This is a genomic window from Phormidium sp. CCY1219 (genome assembly GCF_035615515.1).
GTDB lineage: Bacteria > Cyanobacteriota > Cyanobacteriia > Cyanobacteriales > Laspinemataceae > CCY1219.
This window is the reverse complement of record NZ_JAJENT010000869.1, coordinates 1-5,559: the sequence shown is the minus strand read 5'-3', so window position 1 is coordinate 5,559 and position 5,559 is coordinate 1. Positions and strand designations below refer to the sequence as shown.

Genomic DNA, 5,559 nt, shown 5'->3' with positions numbered 1-5,559 from the left:
GGCGACTAAAGTCGCCGTTCGTTTTTCATCTACGTTTTTTAAAACGTAGCTTTCAAACTCTCGTCCTTCTTTCGTAAATTTTGGAATTCGAGTTTCGAGATTGAATTTACCTTCTGCACCGTTTGGATATTGTCAGTTAGCTACAATTTCGGCGGCAGGGATTTCGGCCAAGGTGCTTCCCGATCGCCATCAATATTTTTTATGCGTTCTATCAATTTTTGTGCGCGTTCGGCGATCGCCTGCCAATCTCCGGCTAAAATCGAGTCTGGGGGAAATAGATCTCCGGCTAAGCCCACGGTAATCGCACCGGCTTCGAGAAATGCCCGGGCATTTTCCAAGGTGACGCCACCGGTGGGAATCAAGGGGATATGACCCAACGGTCCTTGCAGACTTTTGATATACCCCGGTCCTCCCATTGCCGAAATGGGGAACACCTTCACGGAACTCGCACCGGCTTGCCATGCGGTAATAATTTCAGTAGGAGACAAGGCCCCTGGGACGATCGGCACTCCCGCCGAGGTTGCCACTTGGACGATCGCCAAATCGGTGTGGGGAGTAAAGAGAAATTGGGCACCGGCAGCTAACGCCGATTGCAACTGACTCATATTTAACACCGTACCGGTGCCGATGGTACACAGGGGCAAATCGGACCGGAGTACGTCAATCAAATCCGCCGCGCGATCGCTATTCCAGGTAATCTCGATAGTTTTCATCCCGCCGCGCGCCACTGCGGTTGCCATTTCGTAACCCAACTGAAACGTTGGAGCGCGGATCACCGCGATCGCCGGCTGTTGCTGTAGCAATTTTAACCATGACTTATCAGACATCATCCTCCAACTGCCCCATACCTATATCCGCTTGAGAAACTCTCACTCATCCGCCCATTGCAACCGCCACCAATTTCCCTGTCAAGCCGAAAGTCCAAACTAGAAATGCTACCCCGATAAATCATTACCACCCCACAGGGGAGGGCTAATGACAAAACCTATCCTATAATTAAAGCAAAATTCGTCTAATTCAAGCAAAATTCGGCATAACAATTTCAAAAAGCGGTGGGATGAATCTCGCGCCGACCCTGAATCGTAGCCGAGAACGGCTCAAAACATCTGCAAAACTCATTCTGCGAGGGCAGCGCCGCCCCAGGCAGGATGGCGATTCGGCGATTCGGCGGGTCATGCCTGAGCCGCGCCCTGTGCTTCATGGCTGACCCTCGAGTTGCACCGGGCTACCCTTTCCTTGATTGCCTCAAAGTTTTGGCCATAATAGCCTCACTGTCGCGGAGAATTTCATCTAATGCCTGCAACGATTTCCCACCCCTTAAAATGGCTGGTAAAAATCCTACCGATCCTGTTTGTATTTTGTGCAATTAATAGCTGTAGTTTTAACAATAATGGCTCAGTTTACCCCCAGCAGAGGGGTTCAAAGGAGAGCGATCGCCCGATGGCCCGGGGGGAGAAACCGGGCAGGATCCGCCGAGAGAAACAAACCCTCACGGGTCATTCGCGGGCGGTGACGGCGTTAGCGATCGCCCCAGATGGGCAGACCCTTGTTAGTGGAAGCTGGGACGCCACAGTGCGGGTGTGGAACCTCGATCGCGGCGAAGTGCAACGTATCTTGCGCGGGCATTCCGACGCGGTTTTAGCCGTTGCCATCAGTGGCGATGGCAAAACCCTGGTCAGCGGAACTCGCGATCGCATCGTTCGAGTCTGGAATTTGAACAGTGGGGAATTGATTCGCACCCACAAGGGGCATCCTGCCTCAGAACTGGTCATCAGTCCCGATGGGAAAATCTTGGTCAGTAGTGGGAATCACCCAGACATTGAGTTATGGAATCTAGAGACGGGAGAGAAGATGGCCACACTTAAAGGAGATTCTGACCCGATTAAGTCCCTGGCGATCGCCCCAGATGGTGGCACTTTAGTGAGTGCTACCTATGCAGACACCATCAAAGTGTGGAATCTAGACACCGGCGAATCGATCCACACTCTAGAAGGAAACGCGGGTTTGCCCACCGAGGTGGCGATCGCCCCGGATGGCAAAACCTTAGTCAGTGGCAACTATAATGGATTTAAGCTGTGGAATCTGGAAACCGGGGAGCTGCTCAAAACCTGGAAGCGTCCGCCAAAAGCGGTTTATTCCCTTGCTATCTCGCCAGATGGGCACAGTTTCGCGATCGCAAGCAACGAACCCACGGTGACAATTAGAAGCCTCAACCGGGGACAGGCGATCGACCGCCTCACCGGACATGGGGCTGAAGTGTTCGCCCTTGCCATCACTCCCGATGGAGAGCGAATCATCACTGGCAGTTACGACCAGACCATCAATCTCTGGCATGCTGAGCGATCGGCCCGGGTTCCGTGACCCACACAGCACCAAGCAATCCAGCCGGGTCAGACCCGCCGGAATGCCGCGCCTCTACCGAGAAACTGTAGAAGCGCCCCTTGTTCGCCTATTCTCCGGATCACCAACCCCGTAGCTATCTATGAGCTACTGTATCAATCCTAACTGCCCCAAACCCGCCGATCCTTTAAATGGGACGAACCGCATTTGTCGTCAGTGCGGTTCGGAACTGTTACTTAACGGACGATATCGCGTGCAAAAACTCCTGGGAACCGGTGGTTTTGGCCTCACCTTTGAAGCCGACGATCGCGGGTTTGCGAAAGTGTTGAAAGTGCTGACTGAAAGCAATCCGAAAGCGATCGCCCTGTTCAAGCAAGAAGCCAGGGTTTTGCAGCGACTCCGCCATCCGGGAATTCCTATCGTCGAACCCGGGGGCTATTTTACGGTGTTCCCGCGAGGGAGAAAAACCGCCGTCCACTGCTTGGTGATGGAAAAAATCGAAGGCCAAAATCTGGAAGCTTGGATGGCCGATCGCAACCATAGCCCGATTAGCCAGCAGCAAGCGATGAACTGGTTATTGCAGCTTGCAGAAATTTTACATCAAGTCCACGGGCAGCAGTATTTCCATCGGGATATTAAACCGAGCAATATTATGTTGCGATCGCCCTCCCCGGCGCACAGTTTTAGCCGCGAACAACTGGCGTTAATTGATTTCGGGTCCGCGCGCGAAGTCAGCCGCACCTATCTGGCGAAAATGGCGGTGGGGCAAAAAGGTACGGTGATTTCTTCAAAAGGATATGCCCCCCCAGAGCAGGAAAATGGCTTCCCAGTGCCCCAATCGGACTTTTTTGGCTTGGGGCGCACCTTTGTGGAGTTGCTCACCGGCAAGCATCCGTTGGATTTTTACGACCCCCATACGGATAAATTGCTTTGGCGCAAAGCGGCCCCTCAGATTTCGCCGCAATTGGCCGATTTTATCGATAATCTGATGGCGCGCCTCCCGGGACAACGCCCGCAAAGTACCGAGGTGATTTTACAGCGGTTGGCAGAGTTGGAGTTGGTGTTGTATGGGGGGACGCGCGGTGTGGTGCGGTTTTTACCTTCTCCGTTGCTGCAATCGGGATGGCTGAGTCGATTGGGTCGGTTTAAGAAACAATGGCTGGTGGGGGCGGTGGTGGTGGCGATCGCCGGCGTGGGATTGGCGGAAATGCAAATTTATCTGCAAGGCGATCGCATCGGCGGTGAGGCAAAAGAGTCGGTTTCTCCGGTGTCTTCTCCGAATTTGGACCTGTCGGTGGCGACTTCGCCGGCTGTGGCTAAACCCTCTGGGAACGGCGATCGCCCTCCGGCGGCGCAAATGGCGGTGGAAGGGAGACCTGGCACTGGATCCTCTGCTCGCTCGATTCCGGCGATCGCCCAAAATATTTCTTTTAAAGAGATTACCCTGGCTAATACCCTCACCGGTCATTCTCAAGACGTGCGATCCGTGGCGATCGGCCAGCAAGGTAAAATTTTGGCTTCTGGCAGTTTTGACGGGACGATTAAAATTTGGAATCTGCACACCGGCAAGCCGATCCGCACCCTCACCGGCCATTCGGAAGCCGGAGAAATGGTTTCCTCCGTGGCGATCGCCGCTGATGGCAAAACTCTGGCCAGTAGCAGCAATGGCTATGGGGGCACGATTAAAGTCTGGAATCTGGTCACTGGGGAACTCCTTTATACCCTTTCCGCCAGACCCACTGGGGTGTCTTTCGTCACTATCAGTCCGAATAGCCAAATCCTCGCTAGCGGCGCGGAAGATGGCACGATTCAGTTGTGGAATCTGGAAGGGGGCTATTCTTTGGGTACCCTTTCCGGTCATCTCGGAACTGTGTTTTCCGTGGCGTTTAGTCCCGATGGCAAAACCCTCGCCAGTGGGTCTCAAGATGGTTCGATTAAGTTGTGGAATTTGGCCGATCCCAATTCCGATGGCGGATTCGATAATGCCCCGGTTCGTCAGCTTTCCGGTCATGTGGGAACCGTGTTTTCCGTGGCGTTTAGCCCCAATGGAAAGGTGCTCGCTTCCGGTGGTGCGGATAATACGATTAAGCTCTGGGATTTGAGTACCGACGCGGAATTTGCTACCCTTGCCAGTCATGCCGGAACTATGTTTGCCGTGGCGTTTAGTCCCGATGGAGAAACCGTCGCCGGCGGTACCCTGACCGGGAGAATTAAGTTGTGGAATTTGGATACCAGGGAGTTGGTGGAAACCCTTTCCGCTCATTCCCGCTGGGTGGAATCCATCGCCTTTAGTCCCGACGGTCATACCCTCGCCAGTGGCAGTGGCGATCGCACCATTAAGATTTGGGGCGTGCGGTGAGCTTGAAGGCAAATGTGAGTAACTTACAGCCACTTTTTATTCCTTGTGAGTCAACCTCGCCGAGCCATTCACATCCCACCTTGGTCAACTAACTCTCATTTAGTATAAATCAGCCCTGCCCTCCCCTGCATCACCATTTCTCTACCTCACATCCTGCATCCAAGCTACCATATCCGCCACCCAATGCACTTGACTCGGCGAAAACGTTTCCAACCCATTGACTTGCGCCTCACTCACCACGCAAATCGCCCCGTCAAACTTGCTTAAATCCGTGAGGAACCTGTCACTAAATCCCGCTTCGCTGCCGGTTGGCGCTTCGTAGAAGACTAAAACGATACGCTGTTCCGAGTCTAACGTCAATTCGTCCCAATAGAATTGCAATTCCGCCATTGTTTTCGGGGTGCCCTCATCGCTTTTGGGACAGTTAGCGCGGCGCATTTCGTTGTAGATTTTGGCAGCGGGATTGTCTTTATCGATAAACTTGCTCCCGTCAATGCAAATCAACTGGAGGGATGATATTAATCCCATTTCTTCCAGTTTGGCATGAAGGCGCTGGGGTAATTCGGCTAAATTTTCCGGTTCTACTTTATCCTCCTCACTATGCCAAGCGCGATAAAATACAGGATAGGGGAGGTTTTGGGCGCAATGCCAGATGACTTGGAAGGATTTCTCGAAGCGATCGAAGTCATTTTCATAAGCTTCATCGGATAAGCAATCTTTCAAAACACTCACGACAGGCGGCATCTGTTCTTCTGTGGTCAAAATTTTCCCCAAACTTTCTGCCGCTAGCCTGCGGGTATATTCAGATTCAGACTCGGCGATTAAATTGACTAACCCGGCGATTGCCTGTGGATTGCCCG

Annotated in this window: 4 protein-coding genes; 2 read left to right on the top strand and 2 right to left on the bottom strand. The window is 52.9% G+C overall.

What is annotated here, in order from left to right; translation table 11 throughout:
• Nucleotides 1-140 precede the first annotated feature (140 nt).
• Nucleotides 141-827 carry a bifunctional 4-hydroxy-2-oxoglutarate aldolase/2-dehydro-3-deoxy-phosphogluconate aldolase gene (locus tag LKK83_RS28280; RefSeq protein ID WP_324634801.1) on the bottom strand — a complete coding sequence of 229 codons (687 nt, stop codon included), beginning with the start codon at nt 825-827 and terminating at the stop codon, nt 141-143.
• A gap of 466 nt (nt 828-1,293) precedes the next feature.
• On the opposite strand from LKK83_RS28280, the gene LKK83_RS28275 reads away from it, so the two are divergent.
• Nucleotides 1,294-2,361: a WD40 repeat domain-containing protein gene (locus LKK83_RS28275; protein ID WP_324634800.1), complete on the top strand. Its 1,068-nt coding sequence runs from the start codon at nt 1,294-1,296 to the stop codon at nt 2,359-2,361.
• Between the two features lie 121 nt (nt 2,362-2,482).
• The gene (locus LKK83_RS28270) at nt 2,483-4,699 is read left to right on the top strand and encodes a serine/threonine-protein kinase (protein ID WP_324634799.1); all 2,217 of its coding nucleotides are present in this window, start codon (nt 2,483-2,485) and stop codon (nt 4,697-4,699) included.
• A 141-nt stretch (nt 4,700-4,840) separates the two neighbouring features.
• On the opposite strand, the gene LKK83_RS28265 is transcribed toward LKK83_RS28270, so the two are convergent.
• The coding region (locus LKK83_RS28265; RefSeq protein ID WP_442957376.1) for a HEAT repeat domain-containing protein at nt 4,841-5,559 on the bottom strand (719 nt) is incomplete at its 5' end.